The sequence below is a fragment of the Acinetobacter sp. CIP 64.2 genome, assembly GCF_000369645.1.
GTDB lineage: Bacteria > Pseudomonadota > Gammaproteobacteria > Pseudomonadales > Moraxellaceae > Acinetobacter.
The window spans coordinates 600,949-618,863 of sequence record NZ_KB850121.1 but is presented as its reverse complement, the minus strand read 5'-3'; the positions used below and the strand labels follow the sequence as shown (position 1 = coordinate 618,863).

The window sequence follows — 17,915 nt, the reverse complement described above, 5'->3', positions numbered from 1 at the left end:
AGGAATTGAAAATAATGACAAATTCTCTTAAACCTGATTCTGAGTTAAATAAAGATGATCATTCTTTTGATGGAATCACTTTTGAAGTAGAAGAAGAAGAGCATACGCACGAAGGACAAAAAGTGAAACGCCGTGGTATTTATTTATGGCCGAATCTCATTACAACGGCTGCACTGCTTTCTGGTTTTTATTCCATTATTGCCAGCATGAATGGAAATTTTAACCAAGCGATTTATGCCATTTTCTTGGCTGCATTGCTGGATGGTTTAGATGGTCGTGTAGCACGTGCCATTGGTGCACAAAGTGCATTCGGTGAGCAATATGATTCGCTTTCTGACCTGTTGGCCTTTGGTGTTGCTCCTGCGATCTTGATGTATAGCTGGAGCTTGCATGATCTGGGACGTATCGGTTTAGCCTGCTGCTTTATCTATACGGCTTGTGCAGCGTTCCGCCTAGCGCGTTTTAATGTACAGATTGGTGTGGTCGATAAGCGGTACTTTATTGGTATCGCCAGTCCACTTGCAGCGGTGACCGTGATTTCATTGGTCTGGGTAGGGCGTGATTACCCATTCATCTTTGATTTAAAAGATATTGTGATTCAGGTGATTAACTCAGTGGTCATGGTTGCGGTGGGTTTATTGATGATTTCCAACATCAAGTACTATTCATTTAAACAAATGGATCGTAAGCGTGTACCTTTCGTCGTGATGTTACCTGTGATCTTGATTTTTGCTGCAATCACGTACAACATTCCTGTAGGGATATTGATTGTCTGTATCCTTTATGCCCTTTCAGGATTTGTAACGACACTATTTGCCAAAAAGAATGATGCCAAAATAACAACTTAAAATATGGAGGTTCAGTATGCCAATATTGATGAATAACAATCAATTAAAGCAGCTGAACCTCAATAAGTCAGATGCTTTAACGTTTCACCCGCCTAAAGGCTTATTTAAGATCGTCTATCAAGCGTTGATCTTGCCCAATTTGCCTGAACCTTTTCATTACTTAAATTTCATTAGCCTGATTGGGCAACCCCGTATTCCGATTTGTTATAACGCCAGTGCCATTACTACGACTGCAATCGACACTGCGACGGTTCTAGTTGCCAGTAGTTTATCCACTGTTGGACATCTTAAAAGTTATAGCGCTAAAGAGCAGTGTCAATTAGAGCAAGATCGTTATCAGTTTTTGGATGTCGATCATATTCAGGTTGATTTCCCTAATTATTATTTTAAGCGTAATGATGAAGAATTTAGTTGCCAACTCAAAGTAAATATTGGCAAGGACATTGAAAACCATTCGGCTTTGCAATGGGGAGTCGGGGATTACTGGTATGTGCGTTGCCAATGTGAAGGTGAAATCATTTATAAAAAACAAAAATATCAAATTGAGGCGCAAGGAGTTTTAAAACATGCCCGAGCCATCTATTTACCTTTTATTGCTTTTCACTTTTTTACCTATCAAATTATTCAGGTAAATTCAGACTTTCAGATCATCTTGTCCGAACTTAGAAATCAATGGAATAACATCATTTTTTCTCGCATTGAAATTCAGTCGAATGAACAACATTCGGTACTTTATGATCATCAAGTGATTTTTGATGTCAGCCGTGTTTATCCAAAGGTGCAAACACCGAATGGACGTGACATGTATTTACCGCGAGAATTTATCTGGCAATATTCGGAAAAGGATGACGTTGTCTTTCAATTGAAAGCCCAAAGTCGGGGCGATTATAAATTCGGTTTGGCTGCAGGCTATGTGGGCAGCTTTCACTATCAACTCTTATGGGGAAATGAAAACTATGAGGGCACTGGATACTGTGAATATATTGATTGCAGGCCGTTACACTGGCAAGAAAAAAATAAAACTGAGCAAATAATCGACCAAATCGCACATTTTCAGCCCTATTTGTGTAAAAAATAGTCGGTCGATGCAATAATTTAAATAAATTTGAATAAAGCGGTTGCAACGGTTCTGAAATGCTGTAGAATGCACATCCATCGGCGGTGATGCAGATAAAAACTTGTTGAGAAACAAGGATTTGGCTGAAAAGGTTGGATTCTTGAGTTGATTGATAAGTTTACTAAATATCTAAATTACCTGTTGACTTTTAAGAAATTGAGAGTAATATAGCCGACCTAGCTTGATGATGACGAATCATCGAGAAGATCATTAAGAGAATAGAAGAACAACTTGTGTGGATTTTTACTAGTTGATCAATCGAAAATATTTCATTGATTGAAGAGTAGAAATTTCTCGAAGTTTATTTGAGCGAATTTTTAGTCAGAAAATTGATGAGCCAAGATTTGTAGCCATAAGCTACTAATGATTTTAAACTGAAGAGTTTGATCATGGCTCAGATTGAACGCTGGCGGCAGGCTTAACACATGCAAGTCGAGCGGGGAAGGGTAGCTTGCTACCTAACCTAGCGGCGGACGGGTGAGTAATGCTTAGGAATCTGCCATTTAGTGGGGGACAACATTCCGAAAGGAATGCTAATACCGCATACGTCCTACGGGAGAAAGCAGGGGATCTTCGGACCTTGCGCTAAATGATGAGCCTAAGTCGGATTAGCTAGTTGGTGGGGTAAAGGCCTACCAAGGCGACGATCTGTAGCGGGTCTGAGAGGATGATCCGCCACACTGGGACTGAGACACGGCCCAGACTCCTACGGGAGGCAGCAGTGGGGAATATTGGACAATGGGCGGAAGCCTGATCCAGCCATGCCGCGTGTGTGAAGAAGGCCTTTTGGTTGTAAAGCACTTTAAGCGAGGAGGAGGCTACCTGGATTAATACTCTAGGATAGTGGACGTTACTCGCAGAATAAGCACCGGCTAACTCTGTGCCAGCAGCCGCGGTAATACAGAGGGTGCGAGCGTTAATCGGATTTACTGGGCGTAAAGCGTGCGTAGGCGGCTTTTTAAGTCGGATGTGAAATCCCCGAGCTTAACTTGGGAATTGCATTCGATACTGGGAAGCTGGAGTATGGGAGAGGATGGTAGAATTCCAGGTGTAGCGGTGAAATGCGTAGAGATCTGGAGGAATACCGATGGCGAAGGCAGCCATCTGGCCTAATACTGACGCTGAGGTACGAAAGCATGGGGAGCAAACAGGATTAGATACCCTGGTAGTCCATGCCGTAAACGATGTCTACTAGCCGTTGGGGCCTTTGAGGCTTTAGTGGCGCAGCTAACGCGATAAGTAGACCGCCTGGGGAGTACGGTCGCAAGACTAAAACTCAAATGAATTGACGGGGGCCCGCACAAGCGGTGGAGCATGTGGTTTAATTCGATGCAACGCGAAGAACCTTACCTGGTCTTGACATAGTAAGAACTTTCCAGAGATGGATTGGTGCCTTCGGGAACTTACATACAGGTGCTGCATGGCTGTCGTCAGCTCGTGTCGTGAGATGTTGGGTTAAGTCCCGCAACGAGCGCAACCCTTTTCCTTATTTGCCAGCGGGTTAAGCCGGGAACTTTAAGGATACTGCCAGTGACAAACTGGAGGAAGGCGGGGACGACGTCAAGTCATCATGGCCCTTACGACCAGGGCTACACACGTGCTACAATGGTCGGTACAAAGGGTTGCTACCTAGCGATAGGATGCTAATCTCAAAAAGCCGATCGTAGTCCGGATTGGAGTCTGCAACTCGACTCCATGAAGTCGGAATCGCTAGTAATCGCGGATCAGAATGCCGCGGTGAATACGTTCCCGGGCCTTGTACACACCGCCCGTCACACCATGGGAGTTTGTTGCACCAGAAGTAGGTAGTCTAACCGCAAGGAGGACGCTTACCACGGTGTGGCCGATGACTGGGGTGAAGTCGTAACAAGGTAGCCGTAGGGGAACCTGCGGCTGGATCACCTCCTTAACGAAAGATTGGTGACTGGTAAGAATCCACAACAAGTTGTTCTTCGAAGATGTATCTGAGGGTCTGTAGCTCAGTTGGTTAGAGCACACGCTTGATAAGCGTGGGGTCACAAGTTCAAGTCTTGTCAGACCCACCAAATCTGATTGCTGTAGCTTAGATTAAAAGATATGTCGTTCATTAAGTGATAAGCTGGGGACTTAGCTTAGTTGGTAGAGCGCCTGCTTTGCACGCAGGAGGTCAGGAGTTCGACTCTCCTAGTCTCCACCATGAATTAAAAGAGTTTGTAAGAACGAAATTAATTCAAAGCTAAGAAGATTATAGAGTTTAGTGAATACAGTCCAAGTTGACTGGTTTATTAATCTCTGTGATTTATCACAGTTTACTACGCACCGACGAGGTGGTAGTTAATCATTAACAGATTAGTAGAATTGAGTCTGAAATAAATTGTTCAAACTCGATTAATTTGACACTAACGGTAATACGTAAGTATTTCAGTTAGATGAAGAGTTAATCTGAGAACTAGCAAAAACACTGAATCAAGCGTTTTGGTATATGAATTTAGATTGAAGCTGTACAGTGCTTAAATGCACAGACAACGAATCAGTAGCAATTAAGTTTGCAACGATAACACTCACTTGTATGTGTTAGCGACTGTTTGGGGTTGTATAGTCAAGTAATTAAGTGCATGTGGTGGATGCCTTGGCAGTCAGAGGCGATGAAAGACGTGATAGCCTGCGAAAAGCTCCGGGGAGGCGGCAAATATCCTTTGATCCGGAGATTTCTGAATGGGGGAACCCACCCGCTATAAGGCGGGTATCATAAGCTGAATACATAGGCTTATGAAGCGAACGAGGGGAAGTGAAACATCTCAGTACCCTTAGGAAAAGAAATCAATTGAGATTCCCTTAGTAGCGGCGAGCGAACGGGGAGCAGCCCATTAAGTTGTGTGTGTTCTAGTGGAACGCTCTGGGAAGTGCGAACGTAGAGGGTGATATTCCCGTACACGAAAGGGCACACACAATGATGACGAGTAGGGCGAGGCACGTGAAACCTTGTCTGAATATGGGGGGACCATCCTCCAAGGCTAAATACTCCTGACTGACCGATAGTGAACCAGTACCGTGAGGGAAAGGCGAAAAGAACCCCTGTGAGGGGAGTGAAATAGATCCTGAAACCGCATGCATACAAGCAGTGGGAGCCGACTAGTTCGGTGACTGCGTACCTTTTGTATAATGGGTCAGCGACTTATATTCAGTAGCAAGGTTAACCGCATAGGGGAGCCGTAGAGAAATCGAGTCTTAATAGGGCGTTTAGTTGCTGGGTATAGACCCGAAACCAGGCGATCTATCCATGAGCAGGTTGAAGGTTGGGTAACACTAACTGGAGGACCGAACCCACTGTCGTTGAAAAGCCAGGGGATGACTTGTGGATAGGGGTGAAAGGCTAATCAAGCCTGGTGATAGCTGGTTCTCCCCGAAAGCTATTTAGGTAGCGCCTCGGACGAATACCATTGGGGGTAGAGCACTGTTTCGGCTAGGGGGTCATCCCGACTTACCAAACCGATGCAAACTCCGAATACCAATGAGTACTATCCGGGAGACAGACTGCGGGTGCTAACGTCCGTAGTCAAGAGGAAAACAATCCAGACCGCCAGCTAAGGCCCCAAAATCATAGTTAAGTGGGAAACGATGTGGGAAGGCATAGACAGCTAGGAGGTTGGCTTAGAAGCAGCCACCCTTTAAAGAAAGCGTAATAGCTCACTAGTCGAGTCGGCCTGCGCGGAAGATGTAACGGGGCTAAAACTATGTGCCGAAGCTGCGGATTTGACTTTAAGTCAAGTGGTAGGGGAGCGTTCTGTAAGCCGATGAAGGTGTATTGAGAAGTATGCTGGAGGTATCAGAAGTGCGAATGCTGACGTGAGTAACGACAAAACGGGTGAAAAACCCGTTCGCTGAAAGACCAAGGGTTCCAGTCCAACGTTAATCGGGGCTGGGTGAGTCGACCCCTAAGGCGAGGCCGAGAGGCGTAGTCGATGGGAAATTGGTTAATATTCCAATACTTCTGTGTAATGCGATGAGAGGACGGAGAAGGTTAAGTCAGCCTGGCGTTGGTTGTCCAGGTGGAAGGTTGTAGGCATGTATCTTAGGCAAATCCGGGGTACTCTATGCTGAGAACTGATAGCAAGCTGTACTTGTACAGTGAAGTGGCTGATACCATGCTTCCAGGAAAAGTCTCTAAGCTTCAGTTACACAGGAATCGTACCCGAAACCGACACAGGTGGTCAGGTCGAGTAGACCAAAGCGCTTGAGAGAACTCTGCTGAAGGAACTAGGCAAAATGGTACCGTAACTTCGGGAGAAGGTACGCTGCTGACGGTGATGGGACTTGCTCCCTGAGCTATTGGCAGCCACAGAAACCAGGCCGCTGCAACTGTTTATTAAAAACATAGCACTCTGCAAACACGAAAGTGGACGTATAGGGTGTGATGCCTGCCCGGTGCTGGAAGGTTAATTGATGGGGTTAGCGTAAGCGAAGCTCTTGATCGAAGCCCCAGTAAACGGCGGCCGTAACTATAACGGTCCTAAGGTAGCGAAATTCCTTGTCGGGTAAGTTCCGACCTGCACGAATGGCATAATGATGGCGGCGCTGTCTCCAGCAGAGGCTCAGTGAAATCGAAATCGCTGTGAAGATGCAGTGTACCCGCGGCTAGACGGAAAGACCCCGTGAACCTTTACTGCAGCTTGACATTGAACTTTGACCTTACTTGTGTAGGATAGGTGGGAGGCTTTGAAGTTAGAACGCTAGTTCTAATGGAGCCGTCCTTGAAATACCACCCTGGTAATGTTGAGGTTCTAACTCTGCCCCGTAATCCGGGGCGAGGACCATGTCTGGTGGGTAGTTTGACTGGGGCGGTCTCCTCCTAAAGAGTAACGGAGGAGTACGAAGGTGCGCTCAGCGTGGTCGGAAATCACGCGTAGAGTATAAAGGCAAAAGCGCGCTTAACTGCGAGACCCACAAGTCGAGCAGGTACGAAAGTAGGTCTTAGTGATCCGGTGGTTCTGTATGGAAGGGCCATCGCTCAACGGATAAAAGGTACTCTGGGGATAACAGGCTGATACCGCCCAAGAGTTCATATCGACGGCGGTGTTTGGCACCTCGATGTCGGCTCATCTCATCCTGGGGCTGAAGCAGGTCCCAAGGGTATGGCTGTTCGCCATTTAAAGAGGTACGCGAGCTGGGTTTAGAACGTCGTGAGACAGTTCGGTCCCTATCTACCGTGGGCGCTGGAAATTTGAGAGGATCTGCTCCTAGTACGAGAGGACCAGAGTGGACGAACCTCTGGTGTACCGGTTGTGACGCCAGTCGCATCGCCGGGTAGCTATGTTCGGAAGGGATAACCGCTGAAAGCATCTAAGCGGGAAGCCTACCTCAAGATAAGATTTCCCTAGGAATTTATTCCTCTAAAGAGCCGTTCGAGACTAGGACGTTGATAGGTTGGGTGTGGAAGCACGGTGACGTGTGAAGCTGACCAATACTAATTGCTCGTGAGGCTTGACTATACAACACCCAAACAGTTGTTGTATTCAAGATAAATTCAATACATAACTTGATTTAGTGTGAAAACTAGTTACAATACCGACTCAATTAACTAATCCGTTAATAACTCTTTGGACCGTAAGTAAGGCATACGATGAATACATCGTGATTAAGACCCGAAAGCACCACAACAGTTTGCTGGCGACAATAGCAAGAGTGAACCACCTGATCCCTTCCCGAACTCAGAAGTGAAACCTCTTAGCGCTGATGGTAGTGTGGCACTTGCCATGTGAGAGTAAGTCATCGCCAGCTTTTAAATAATAAACACCCCCTAACTAATGTTAGGGGGTGTTTTTTTATGTGTGGGAAAAAAGGAAAGAATAAGAAAAAAGTATTATAAGTAGGTGACTCGTTTTGTATGCTCAAATTCAGTTTGGTTCTCAACTTATTTTATTCATTATTTATTTGTTAAAAGTTATAGAAAATATCTCGATTTAATAAAATAGTTTGATAGGGTTCACTTTAATATCCTTTACTTGAAGATAAACTTTATTTACACAAAATCTATATTATGGTTACATTAGACGTATTTTTATAATGAAAATCTAATTCCATTTGGGGATTTGATCGGGGTTAAAAGGAATGATTATGAATAAAAAACAACTTACCTTAAAGTTGTCTGCAATTGCTGTTTCTATATTATTAGCGAGTTGTGGTGGAGGTGGGGGCGGTTATTATGGTTCAAATGATAGCAGTGGAAATACATCCGGTGGAAATGGTCAGACACCGATCACAGCAGTGAATGTTGGTAATATTTCTTTAACTGACTCAAATGGCAATGTTGCGACAACTATTACAAATCAAGGTGTAACCGCACAAGTTGTTGTGAAAGATGGAAGTGGTAAAGCGATCAGTGGTGCTGTTGTAACTTTCACTGGCGATAATATGACTTTTGGTACATCTAATGCTACAGCACTGACAAATGCAGACGGTGTTGCTAGCATATCCATTTTACCTACTAACGCAACGGTAACAGGTGTGTATGCCTTGAGTGCAACCGCTAGTTATAATAATGTGACTTCTGCTGCTACAACACGGAATTTAGTTTTTTCTAAACAGGACATTGCACTGACGAATATGGTTGCCGCAAGTACGAGTTTAGAGTCTGGCGGATCAACATTGGTGAGTCTAGTGACTCAGGATTCTAAGGGAAATTATCAGAATAATATCGCGGTAAACTTTACAGCTGATTGTGGTAGCTTTAGCAACGGTAGTGTAACTTCTTCAAATCAAGGAAATGTAGCAACAACCTATTATGCATTCGATTCAAAAGGTAACTTGTGTGATGGTAATCAAAAAATTATAGCGACAACAACTACAGGGGCATCAAATACAACATCGGTGTCGATCGCACAAGCAGTTGCAACCTCTGTCGTATATACGACAAAAGATTCTGTTCAGTTAGGAATTAATACAAGTGGTTCATCTTCGTCTGGTCAAATTGAATTCACAGTTTATTCAAATGGTACAGTACTTAAAAATCAAAATATTACATTGAGTTTAGAGAAAGCGCCTACAGATTTAAGTTTTATTAGTTTAGGTAATCGTACGGCTCAAACCGTTAAGAGTGATAGCTCTGGTAAAGTTACTGTAACATTATATCCTGGTAATATTCCTGGCCCAGTAGAAATTAAAGCAACTCTACCTAATGGTTTAAGTGCATTATCTAAAAATGTAACAGTAACAACGGGGCGAGCGACTCAAAACAGTTTTAGTTTGTCAGCAAGCAAGCAATCTTTACAAACGGATAAAGATGGTGATACCGCAACGGTTACTGCAATGTTGGCAGATCGTAACTCGAACAGTGTCCCAGATGGAACAGTCGTCAATTTTGTGGCAGAAGGCGGTAAAATTGACGGTAGCTGTAAAACCGTCGATGGTCAATGTAGTGTGACGTTGAGAACACAAAATCCTCGGCCTGCCAATGGGCGTGTAACTGTACTTGCTTATGCTGAAGGGGATAAGTCATATCTTGATCAAGATGGGGATGGTGTTTATACACCGATCAGTGCAGGCGGTGTTGATACCCTCGTTAGTAATATTGGTAACTTTTTCCGCGATGATAATGAAAATGCTATTTACGATAGTAACAATGGAGAATTCCTCTATAAACGAGTTACGACCCCATATACTACTGATACTTGTGCCGCATCTTCAATTGACCAACCAAATATCCCTTATACCTGTGATGATCAACTTGCTACGACCTTACGTAAGCAAATGATTTTTTCTTTCGCTTCTGATACACCAACTTTCGTTGCAAACTCTGGCATTAATGGTGATATTGTTAAAGATAATTTTGTTTTCCAATTATTTGGCAATAGTATGTTAACGGTACCAATGCCTTCAGGAACTTCAATCAGTGTTTCGGTTAAAGATAATACTGATGCTAATAATTTATCATGTTCGGCTGAAATTATTAGTGGCAATAATCCAGTTCCTTCAGTGATGAATTTGATGACACCTTCTACATTTAGTAATAGCAGTATTACAAGATACGCAGTTCAACTAAAAGGTTGTGATACAGGCGACAATATTCTTGTAACCGTAACAGCACCAAATAAAACGACGACGTTTAGATTTACGCGATAATCACAATTTAAAAAAACAGCACTTCGGTGCTGTTTTTTATAGGGCTGTACCTACACTAACGGAGGCAGTCGGACGAACTTGTAGTGAGCTACAAGCCGAAACCGCGAAGAGACATAAAAGGATAAGCGCGAGTTTTGACATGGTTCTTTATCTCGTGAAAAAGAACCATCATCTTATAAACAGAGGGATTTCACTATTTTGATCAGGTAATGAAATGTAATGGATTTAATCGTCAAGTAAATCCATTTGTTTAGCGATCTGATATAAATTATTTGAACGGTTACCTGTACGGCAGAACATCAGAATTGGTTTTGGCAGTTCATTATAATGATTGGCAAATGTACGGACATCGAGCTCAGTGATCTGCCCAGCAACAATAGGTTGATAAACATAGTCTAGACCTGCACTACGCGCTGATTCTTCGATTTGCGCACTGGTGGGTTGGTCTGGGCCGCCTTCCAGATCAGGACGGTTATTAATAATCGATTTAAAACCTTTTTCAACGACTTGCCCAATATGCTCAGGGCCGATTTGACCTGCGAAACCAACATTCTCTGTCATCTTGTCACTCCAAAAACAAATAAAACATTTTATGCTCTATCATAGCATTAAGCTCGATCTTGAGTTTAAATGTCTAAATTAAATAACTGATGATAAGTAAAAGATAACGCAATGGAGCGCGCATGCATACTTACACTGTTGAGCCGTTGTATGTTTCCAGTGGTGATGAAACCATCGCTGCGGACTTCTATCTTCCTAAAGCCAATATCAGACCTGCAGTGATTATTATGGCGCATGGCTTTGCAGGATTGCGTCAATTCAAACTTATCCAGTATGCGCAGCGTTTTGCACAAGCGGGTTATGCCGTTATCTTATTTGATTATCGTTATTGGGGCGGGAGTACGGGTAAACCTCGAGAGTTGGTTTCTCTGAACGCACAGTTGGATGACTGGAAGACCATCGTTCAATACGCATCTAACTGCAAGTTAATTGATAGTCGACGCATTATTTTATGGGGAACATCTTTAAGTGGTGGATATGCACTCAGTTTGGCAACTGATCTTAAAAATATTCAAGCGGTGATGGTGCAGGTTCCCTATGTGGATGGAGCTGAAACAGCCAAGCTTTATCCGCTACAGCGCTATCCTGAAGCATTAAAACGTTTTAGTCAGGATTATATGGGTTCCAAGATGGGTTTAGCGCCAAAAACCCTGCCTGTGGTCGATCAATATCGACTCTGTTTCTTGCCAACGTCAGATAGTTATTTTGGTTATCACTCGATTGTGAACCCTGACTACTATTGGAGCGGAGAAGTCCCTGCACGGGTGTTCTTTAATCTCATGCGTTATCGTCCGATTCAGTTTGTAAGAAAAATTAATATCCCGGTTTTATTTATCGCCGCCAAGCATGACTCTCTGATTCCGATTGAATCAAGTCGTGAAGCTGCCACCAATATTGCGCCATTTGTGAGCTATTATGAATGGGAAATGAAACATTTTGATATTTATCATGGTTCTTGGTTTGAAAAAGCAGTCACAACCCAATTAGAATTTTTACATCAACATATTGGAGTGATGTAGATGATTATTGTCTGTGCATCATGTGGTGCAAAAAATCGTGTACCCGAAGAAAAATTAGCAGTTCATCCTAATTGTGGTCAATGTCATCAAGCATTGTTGACGCAGGCCCCGATTGAATTAAACGAACAAAATTTTAGCAACTTTATCAGTAACTCTGACCTGCCGGTATTGATCGATCTATGGGCAGAGTGGTGCGGTCCCTGTAAGATGATGGCACCACATTTTGCGCAGGTGGCGAAGCAAAATCCTTATGTGGTTTTTGCCAAAATTGATACTGAAGCCAATCCACGTTTAAGTGCTGCATTTAACGTGCGTAGTATACCGACTTTGGTCTTAATGAATAAAACCACTGAATTGGCAAGAATTAGCGGGGCATTGCGTAGCCCTGAATTACAGCAATGGCTAGATCAGCAATTACAGCAACACCAAGGACATTAACATGAGCGAACGCCCAACTCATCCTGAAGGGACTCTATCACTACAGAATATTGCCATGCCAGCTGATACCAATTGGAGTGGCGATGTTTTTGGCGGCTGGATTGTGTCTCAGATGGATCTCGCAGGAGCGATTCATGTTGAACGTTTTAGTAAAGGCCGCTGTGCCACCATTGCGATCAATCAGATGACTTTTCTTGTACCGGTAAAGGTCGGCAATGTGATTAGCTGTTATACCAAGATTTTGAAAGTCGGTAGCAGTTCGGTGCAAGTTCAAATTGAGGTATGGAATAGTCACGATAATTCACGTGAACCTATACGGATTACCGAAGGGGTGTTTACCTTTGTGGCAGTTGATGTAAATGGTAAGAAACGTTTGATCTCAGAAGAGATCAAGCAGACATTTGCCGCAAGTTGATCTATTGCAAGGCCAGCTCGCTCTTGTTTTGTTGAGCAAGCCGATATTCTTTTATTTGGAATGATGTATGGCTGAAGAATTAGTTTTGCAGCACGGCCATAAGGCTGAGCAATATCAAAGTATCCTTCCACAGATTCAAGCAATTATTGAAGATGAAACCGATGTAATTGCCAATCTCGCCAATATCTGCGCTGCGTTAAAACAGCAATTTGGCTGGTTCTGGATTGGTTTTTATCTGGTCAAAGAGCATGAGTTGGTGTTAGGTCCATTTCAAGGCCCGATTGCCTGTACCCGTATTGCTAAAGGTCGTGGCGTATGTGGGACTGCGTGGCAGCAACAGCAAGTCGTTATTGTACCCGATGTCGATCAGTTCCCAGGACATATTGCCTGTAGCTCTGCCTCAAAGTCGGAGATTGTACTGCCGATCATGAAAAATGGGACGTGCGTCGGAGTATTGGATATTGATAGTGATGAACTCAATCAATTTGATGAAATTGATGCCGAATACTTGAAACAGCTCATGCCGTTGATTGAAAAATTTATTTAACCGCTTGATAACAATAAGGCCCAAATTACTTTGGGCCTTATTGTTAGGGAATTCAGTGCTATTTTTTACGCTTTGGCAACCAAGCCCAAAGCATTTGGCATTGGATGGGGGTATTGCCTGAATCATCTAGTACGGTTACAGGAATCAATAACTCGCCTTTCTCATTGTCCGCTATGAACTGTTGTTGCTCTGCTGACAATGTTGCCGTTGCGGTTAAACCACCTTGAGCCACTTTTAAATAATCGACATGCAATGATTTGATCAACAAGATGCGATCATCAGGGACATGTAAACCTGTTAAAAAACCCGTCGCAGTCTCGCCGAGTAATGCCATAGCTGCCGCATGAACACCCTTAATATGATTTTGCATATTGCGCTGGTTTTCAATACGCACAGTCACGTGGTCTTTGTCGACTTCTAAATAGCGAATATTCGCCGTTCCGACCATCGGAACCACACGACCAAACGCCTTGCTCCAGAGTGTGCTGCGGATGCCTTTTGGAAATTTAGAGGTGGTTTTAACCAGCTTATAAAGGCGGTTATCTTTTGCCATAGTGAACCTATTGCTTAATCTTTGAAATTATTAAATTGCAGTGGCAGACCAAATTGTTGTTCACGTAAAAAGTTCATGATTTGTTGCAAAGTATCGCGTTTTTTATCTGTGACACGGATTTTGTCTCCTTGAATAGAAGATTGCGCTTTGATGCCGCTTTCTTTAATGGCTTTATTAATTTTTTTTGCGGTATCTGAGTCAAGTCCATCTTTGAGCTTGATCACTTGGACGACGTTTTTACCTGAAGCTGTGGCTTTTTGTGGGTCTAAAGCCTGTACATCAATCTTGCGTTTATAAAAATGGTTTTCAAGCATGGTATAAACTTGTTCGCACTGGAAATCACTTTCAGTTGAGATTTTGATTTCTTTATTTTTCTCATTTAACTCAATTGAAACGTCTTGTCCACGGAAGTCAAAACGAGTTGCAATCTCTTTTTCTGTGTTTTGCACAGCATGATTGACTTCAAATAACTCTAATTCAGAAACAATATCAAAAGAAGGCATGGTTAGACCTTTACAAAGGGAAAGAATATTTGAGATGCTAAGGGGGTTTTCTTCATTTGCCAAGTGTTGTTTACATCAAAGGAGTGCACAATGATCCGTAAACAAGAAATTACAACATTTGAGTTCCCAGAAGGCGCAGTCATCTGGGATGTCCGAGATACCAAAGCGTATGCAGAGGCTCATGTCAAAGGGGCGGTGAATCGTCCAATTACTGAAATAACTGCGGATAGTTTGACTCAAGTTACAGCGGATCAACCGATTTATATTCTATGTGGTGGTGGCAGCAAAGCACCGCGTGCAGCAGAGCTTTTAGACGGTATTGATGGTTCTCGTGAATATGTTGTATTGATGGGTGGCACACGCGCAGCGCGTGATGCGGGCTTGCCTTTAGAACAAGGTGCTTAAATCACTCAAAAGATTGGCCAAAATACAGCTGTATTTTGGCCAATTCAAAATTCTAGATTTCAGTTATTTTAAAATTAAAAATATTTAACCAGAATAATAAGGCTTCTTGGCTTTTACTTTCTTCTGAAAGCGTTGAGGATTCAACTTATCCAACAGGTTTTGAGGCATTGGACAAAGCTCATCTAAAACAAGGGCTGCCAATACTTCGCTACACAACGGCGCAAACAAGAATCCCTTTGAACCTAGGCCTGCAAAGGTAAATATCTGTCCATCATTTTGTATTTTTCCAACCAAAGGGAAATAATCTAGACTTTGTGCACGCACAGACGCACGACCTTGCCAATGTTCTACCGTAGGGAGCTGCTGCGCATATTCTGGGAACACGCTGTGGATAAGTTCATAGTTATGCACATGATCTTCTGCCAAGACATCAACATCGTCTCGATTGGGATAAAAAGATGCACCTAAGAGCAGTTGTGCAGCATCCAGTTGCATACAATAACCGCCATAACTATAGGCTTGATCTAGAGCTAAAGCTTGCTCGCGATTTTCAACCCAACTGACCTGTCCACGAATCGGCTTTAACACGGGGTAGTTTTCAAATAGCTCAGCACTTTGCTTGGCACAACAAACAATCACATCATCGGCTGTTGCGATGAGTTGCTGTTCTTGCCAAAGCTCAGTTTGCTTGTCTGTGCTTTTTAAGCGAGAAATTTTTGCTTTTATGCATTGAATATTCGGATGCTGCAATATTTCATCACGCAGTTGCTGTGGAGAAACTGCACCTGCCTGATGAAGCGTCAAGCTTGGATAATCTGTTTCAGGGGGTGCATCTTGTTGATCTGGTACAGATAACACCGCTTCAGGATATTGTTCCGCTAAGCCAAGCAATTCATCTGCATTTTTTAAAGCCATTTGCTGGACTTGAATGGATCTAAATGCTTTGAAACGTGAATAGAAATTCAAGGCATGTTGCCAGCTTAAGGTCATCAGATGTTCATGGGCTTGCTCAATTGGACACAGCTTGGGGTTGAGTAAAGCCAGAGGATTGCCCGAGGCACCTGAAAGTGGCTCATTTTGCTCGTAGATCGTGACCTGATGGCCGCGTTGAGCAAAGGCCCATGCTGTGCTTAAACCTGCGATCCCAGCGCCAATGATGGCAATCTGACGAGGTCTTGAACGGGATGCCATTGGTGCTCGTTCAGATTGAACCTTAATTTCTGATGCTGCATCCAAGTCTTCAGTTTTAACGTGCGTAGGATCAAGCCAGATGGCTTTGAGCATTTCACGTTTATGACCAAAACCACGTGGGCGGCTAATTTGCACACCATGTTGCTTGAGTCCACGTTTTAGTACACCCGCAACACTAAAGGACGCAAACGTCGTTCCATAGTCGGATAAACGGACCATGTGATTCAGTACATTTTCCTGCCACATGTCTGGATTACATGAAGGCGCAAAGCCATCAAGGAACCATGCATTTACGGCTTGGGTCTTGGGGATCGTTGGAAAAATATCCTGTGCATCACCTAACCATAAATCAATGCTAAAGCGTTCTTCTGGAAAGCTTAAACGATGACAGCCTGCTATGGCCAAAGGGTATTGTGCAATCAGTTGGTCGGCGAATGGTTTGAGCTCAGGCCAGACATTCAGTGCACGGATCAGATCGACTTTGCTCAACGGGAATTTTTCGACGCTGACCACATGTAAATGGCTGTGATTGTCAGGACGAATCTGCTGCCAAAGCTGCCACAAGGTTAGAATATTTAAACCTGTGCCAAAGCCCGTTTCGCCCACACAAAAGTATTGGTAGTCGTTCAGTTGCGACAGACGTTCAGTGAGGTCATTGCCATTTAAAAACACGTGCCGTGTTTCAAGTAAACCATTATCTTTAGAAAAGTAGACATCACCGAACTGTTTAGAAATGGGAACTTCGATGCCATCGATGAGTTCCCAGTCTAATTCGGCTGTTTGTATTTTTGCTGAGTGAGACATAAATAAAGCAGACGGTTTTACCACTGACGACGACGTTTAGTGTGAATATAGCTGGAAATCAAGAAACCCAGAATCACGCCGACAGCAAGGGTCATCGCACCATATAAAAACATTTGTGCACTGCGTTCACTTTGCAACACCTGAACCTGTACCGTTAAATTATCATTTTTTAACTGCAACTCTTGATTTTGAGAGAGCGCTTCGAGGTTGGCGTGTTCAAGTTGTTTCAAACGACTGGCCTGATCTTGAATCATGGCCTTTACTTTTGCATCTTGCTGCTGTTTGGCTTTGGCAATTTGCTCAGCAGTCAGTGGTTTTACTGCTGTTGTCGTGGCTGTAGCGGGGACGGCCGCGGCTTGGGTTTGCGCTGTTGCAGCAGCCGTGGCTGGAGCAGCAGGTGCAGGGGATTCAACCGCCCATGCAGTCGAACTGAGTAGAGATAATGCGAATAGACTTTTTACAACAACTTGCATGATTTACCCTTTTGGAAAAGCTTTATTGAATGGTTTTACTTCGATATTTGAGTAAATCCCTTCTTTTAAAAAAGGCTCTTCCTGAATCCAGGCATCTAGCGCTGCACGATTTTCAAATTCAACAATCATGGTACTGCCCAAAAAGCCTGCTTGTGGATTATTTGGGTCTTTAGGATGCGCACCTGCTGCAATTAAACGACCTTCATCATCTAACTTTTGTAGTCGTTCAATATGTTGCGGGCGAGTTGCTAAACGTTTTTCCAAAGTACCTTCGCGATCAGTACAAGTCAGCACAAAATATGGCATGGCAGTAGCTCGATGATTTAAAATCTATTCAGTGGTTTTAAAATGCTTTCTTAAGAAAAACAGTATAGCAGCTAGGTAACTCATAGAAACGATAATATCGCCAAAAGCCGTGAATTCACCCCAATATTTTCCTTGCATATAGACAAAACCAAAGAAGAAATGCAAAGCAGCCAGTAAAAAGAATTGTCCACACCATGCCCAATTCAATTTGATCCAGCCTCTTGGGCTAAGTTCGAGTAAAGAGCCCAAGAGCTTCTGGATAATTGGCATACGTTCTTTATTGAATAACGGAGTGACTAAAAAGCCCAAACCAATCCCGATATTGATAATAATCGCCTTCATTTTAATGTAGGTCACATCACTAAAGATCAGGGTGATTCCACCAAAAATAACGGACATACCCACGATGAACCACTGCATTTTTTCCAATTTAAATTTCTGGAAAAAGAACAGACAGCCATAAACCACCAAGGTTGAAATGAGCAGCGCACAGGTTGCAACAAGGATATGATTTTGATCAGTATTTCCAGCACTTCCCACCAGTTGTAATAGGGGGTGATGACTATCTTTAGGATCGGTGGTTTTATAAAAATAAAAGAAGATAATAATCGGAAGATAGTCGAGCAACGCTTTCATGT

15 protein-coding genes, 2 tRNA genes and 3 rRNA genes are annotated in these 17,915 nt (G+C 43.3%); 13 read left to right on the top strand and 7 right to left on the bottom strand.

What is annotated here, in order from left to right; genetic code table 11:
- Nucleotides 1–14 precede the first annotated feature (14 nt).
- The 8 genes from pssA (at nt 15) to F895_RS13515 (ending at nt 10,062) form a co-directional block, all read left to right on the top strand.
- Entirely contained in the window at nt 15–848 is an 834-nt protein-coding gene (gene pssA / locus F895_RS13480; protein WP_005239814.1) for a CDP-diacylglycerol--serine O-phosphatidyltransferase, read from the top strand.
- A gap of 16 nt (nt 849–864) precedes the next feature.
- Nucleotides 865–1,926 (top strand): DUF6670 family protein, encoded by a 1,062-nt coding sequence (locus tag F895_RS13485; RefSeq protein WP_005239812.1) that lies wholly within the window; start codon nt 865–867, stop codon nt 1,924–1,926.
- Nucleotides 1,927–2,336: 410 nt separating this feature from the next.
- Nucleotides 2,337–3,874: ribosomal RNA gene (locus tag F895_RS13490) — 16S ribosomal RNA — on the top strand.
- 59 nt (nt 3,875–3,933) lie between these two features.
- Nucleotides 3,934–4,010, top strand: a tRNA-Ile gene (locus F895_RS13495).
- 55 nt (nt 4,011–4,065) lie between these two features.
- Nucleotides 4,066–4,141, top strand: a tRNA-Ala gene (locus F895_RS13500).
- A gap of 400 nt (nt 4,142–4,541) precedes the next feature.
- Nucleotides 4,542–7,433: ribosomal RNA gene (locus F895_RS13505) — 23S ribosomal RNA — on the top strand.
- Nucleotides 7,434–7,607: 174 nt separating this feature from the next.
- Nucleotides 7,608–7,722 (top strand): 5S ribosomal RNA (gene rrf / locus F895_RS13510).
- The 16S, 23S and 5S rRNA genes sit together here with 2 tRNA genes alongside, the layout of an rRNA operon.
- A gap of 336 nt (nt 7,723–8,058) precedes the next feature.
- Complete coding sequence (locus tag F895_RS13515; RefSeq protein WP_005239810.1) at nt 8,059–10,062, top strand: Ig-like domain-containing protein; 2,004 nt, start codon at nt 8,059–8,061, stop codon at nt 10,060–10,062.
- Nucleotides 10,063–10,287: 225 nt separating this feature from the next.
- Here F895_RS13515 and F895_RS13520 read toward each other — a convergent pair whose 3' ends face one another.
- Complete coding sequence (locus tag F895_RS13520) at nt 10,288–10,623, bottom strand: protein tyrosine phosphatase family protein (protein ID WP_005239808.1); 336 nt, start codon at nt 10,621–10,623, stop codon at nt 10,288–10,290.
- A 122-nt stretch (nt 10,624–10,745) separates the two neighbouring features.
- On the opposite strand from F895_RS13520, the gene F895_RS13525 reads away from it, so the two are divergent.
- The 4 genes from F895_RS13525 to F895_RS13540 all read left to right on the top strand — a co-directional run bounded on the left by F895_RS13525 (nt 10,746) and on the right by F895_RS13540 (nt 13,042).
- Complete coding sequence (locus tag F895_RS13525) at nt 10,746–11,642, top strand: alpha/beta hydrolase (protein ID WP_005239807.1); 897 nt, start codon at nt 10,746–10,748, stop codon at nt 11,640–11,642.
- The gene (gene trxC, locus F895_RS13530) at nt 11,643–12,080 is read left to right on the top strand and encodes a thioredoxin TrxC (protein WP_005239804.1); all 438 of its coding nucleotides are present in this window, start codon (nt 11,643–11,645) and stop codon (nt 12,078–12,080) included.
- Nucleotide 12,081: 1 nt separating this feature from the next.
- Nucleotides 12,082–12,495 carry an acyl-CoA thioesterase gene (locus F895_RS13535; RefSeq protein WP_005239802.1) on the top strand — a complete coding sequence of 138 codons (414 nt, stop codon included), beginning with the start codon at nt 12,082–12,084 and terminating at the stop codon, nt 12,493–12,495.
- A 67-nt stretch (nt 12,496–12,562) separates the two neighbouring features.
- Complete coding sequence (locus F895_RS13540; protein ID WP_005239800.1) at nt 12,563–13,042, top strand: GAF domain-containing protein; 480 nt, start codon at nt 12,563–12,565, stop codon at nt 13,040–13,042.
- Between the two features lie 58 nt (nt 13,043–13,100).
- On the opposite strand, the gene F895_RS13545 is transcribed toward F895_RS13540, so the two are convergent.
- Together F895_RS13545 and F895_RS13550 are read right to left on the bottom strand one after the other, a co-directional pair.
- The gene (locus F895_RS13545) at nt 13,101–13,595 is read right to left on the bottom strand and encodes a DUF4442 domain-containing protein (RefSeq protein ID WP_005239799.1); all 495 of its coding nucleotides are present in this window, start codon (nt 13,593–13,595) and stop codon (nt 13,101–13,103) included.
- 14 nt (nt 13,596–13,609) lie between these two features.
- On the bottom strand, nt 13,610–14,098 hold the full coding sequence (locus F895_RS13550; protein WP_005239796.1) for a YajQ family cyclic di-GMP-binding protein: 489 nt from the start codon (nt 14,096–14,098) through the stop codon (nt 13,610–13,612).
- Between the two features lie 90 nt (nt 14,099–14,188).
- Here F895_RS13550 and F895_RS13555 point away from each other — a divergent pair, with 90 nt between their 5' ends.
- Nucleotides 14,189–14,503, top strand: coding sequence for a rhodanese-like domain-containing protein (locus F895_RS13555; protein WP_005239794.1), 315 nt, complete (start codon nt 14,189–14,191; stop codon nt 14,501–14,503).
- Between the two features lie 84 nt (nt 14,504–14,587).
- On the opposite strand, the gene mnmC is transcribed toward F895_RS13555, so the two are convergent.
- From mnmC to F895_RS13575, 4 genes are read right to left on the bottom strand one after another with little or no spacing between them, the layout of a single operon-like run.
- On the bottom strand, nt 14,588–16,498 hold the full coding sequence (gene mnmC, locus F895_RS13560) for a bifunctional tRNA (5-methylaminomethyl-2-thiouridine)(34)-methyltransferase MnmC2/FAD-dependent 5-carboxymethylaminomethyl-2-thiouridine(34) oxidoreductase MnmC1 (protein ID WP_005239788.1): 1,911 nt from the start codon (nt 16,496–16,498) through the stop codon (nt 14,588–14,590).
- A gap of 17 nt (nt 16,499–16,515) precedes the next feature.
- On the bottom strand, nt 16,516–16,971 hold the full coding sequence (locus tag F895_RS13565; protein ID WP_005239787.1) for an SH3 domain-containing protein: 456 nt from the start codon (nt 16,969–16,971) through the stop codon (nt 16,516–16,518).
- A gap of 3 nt (nt 16,972–16,974) precedes the next feature.
- On the bottom strand, nt 16,975–17,277 hold the full coding sequence (locus F895_RS13570; protein ID WP_005239786.1) for a YciI family protein: 303 nt from the start codon (nt 17,275–17,277) through the stop codon (nt 16,975–16,977).
- A 24-nt stretch (nt 17,278–17,301) separates the two neighbouring features.
- Nucleotides 17,302–17,913 (bottom strand): septation protein IspZ, encoded by a 612-nt coding sequence (locus F895_RS13575; protein ID WP_005239785.1) that lies wholly within the window; start codon nt 17,911–17,913, stop codon nt 17,302–17,304.
- Nucleotides 17,914–17,915: the final 2 nt, after the last annotated feature.